The organism is Psychrobacter sp. Sarcosine-02u-2 (genome assembly GCF_002836335.1).
Classification (GTDB): Bacteria; Pseudomonadota; Gammaproteobacteria; order Pseudomonadales; family Moraxellaceae; genus Psychrobacter; species Psychrobacter faecalis.
Map to the genome: position 1 here is coordinate 1 of NZ_PJBX01000084.1, position 305 is coordinate 305.

A 305-nucleotide genomic window follows, 5' to 3' on the forward strand; every position below is an offset into this window, starting at 1 on the left:
TAACTCTGCTTGAGCTTATCAAATCTGGTGGCAACCGCCCTATACTGTTTTAGTTTGGCGAAAGCATTTTCTACTAGATGCCTCGCTTTATATAAGTCCCAGTCCATATGGTCGTTAGAAGACTGAGTATTTCGTTTTCGAGGGATGTTATCCCGTGTCCCTGCTTGTTCAATATGCGCTCGTAGTGCATCAGAATCATAGCCTTTATCGGCACATAAAACCTCTGTGTTGCTCAAATTAACTTTGTCTACTAAGTCAGGTGCGACTTTAACGTCGTGGGTCGTGCCATCTGACAAGATAAAGGT

1 protein-coding gene is annotated in these 305 nt (G+C 43.3%); it reads right to left on the bottom strand.

Features of this window, described 5'->3' with window-relative positions; translation table 11 throughout:
* Positions 1–305: transposase (locus tag CXF58_RS01365; protein ID WP_145989781.1), on the bottom strand; the 305-nt coding region annotated here is incomplete at both ends.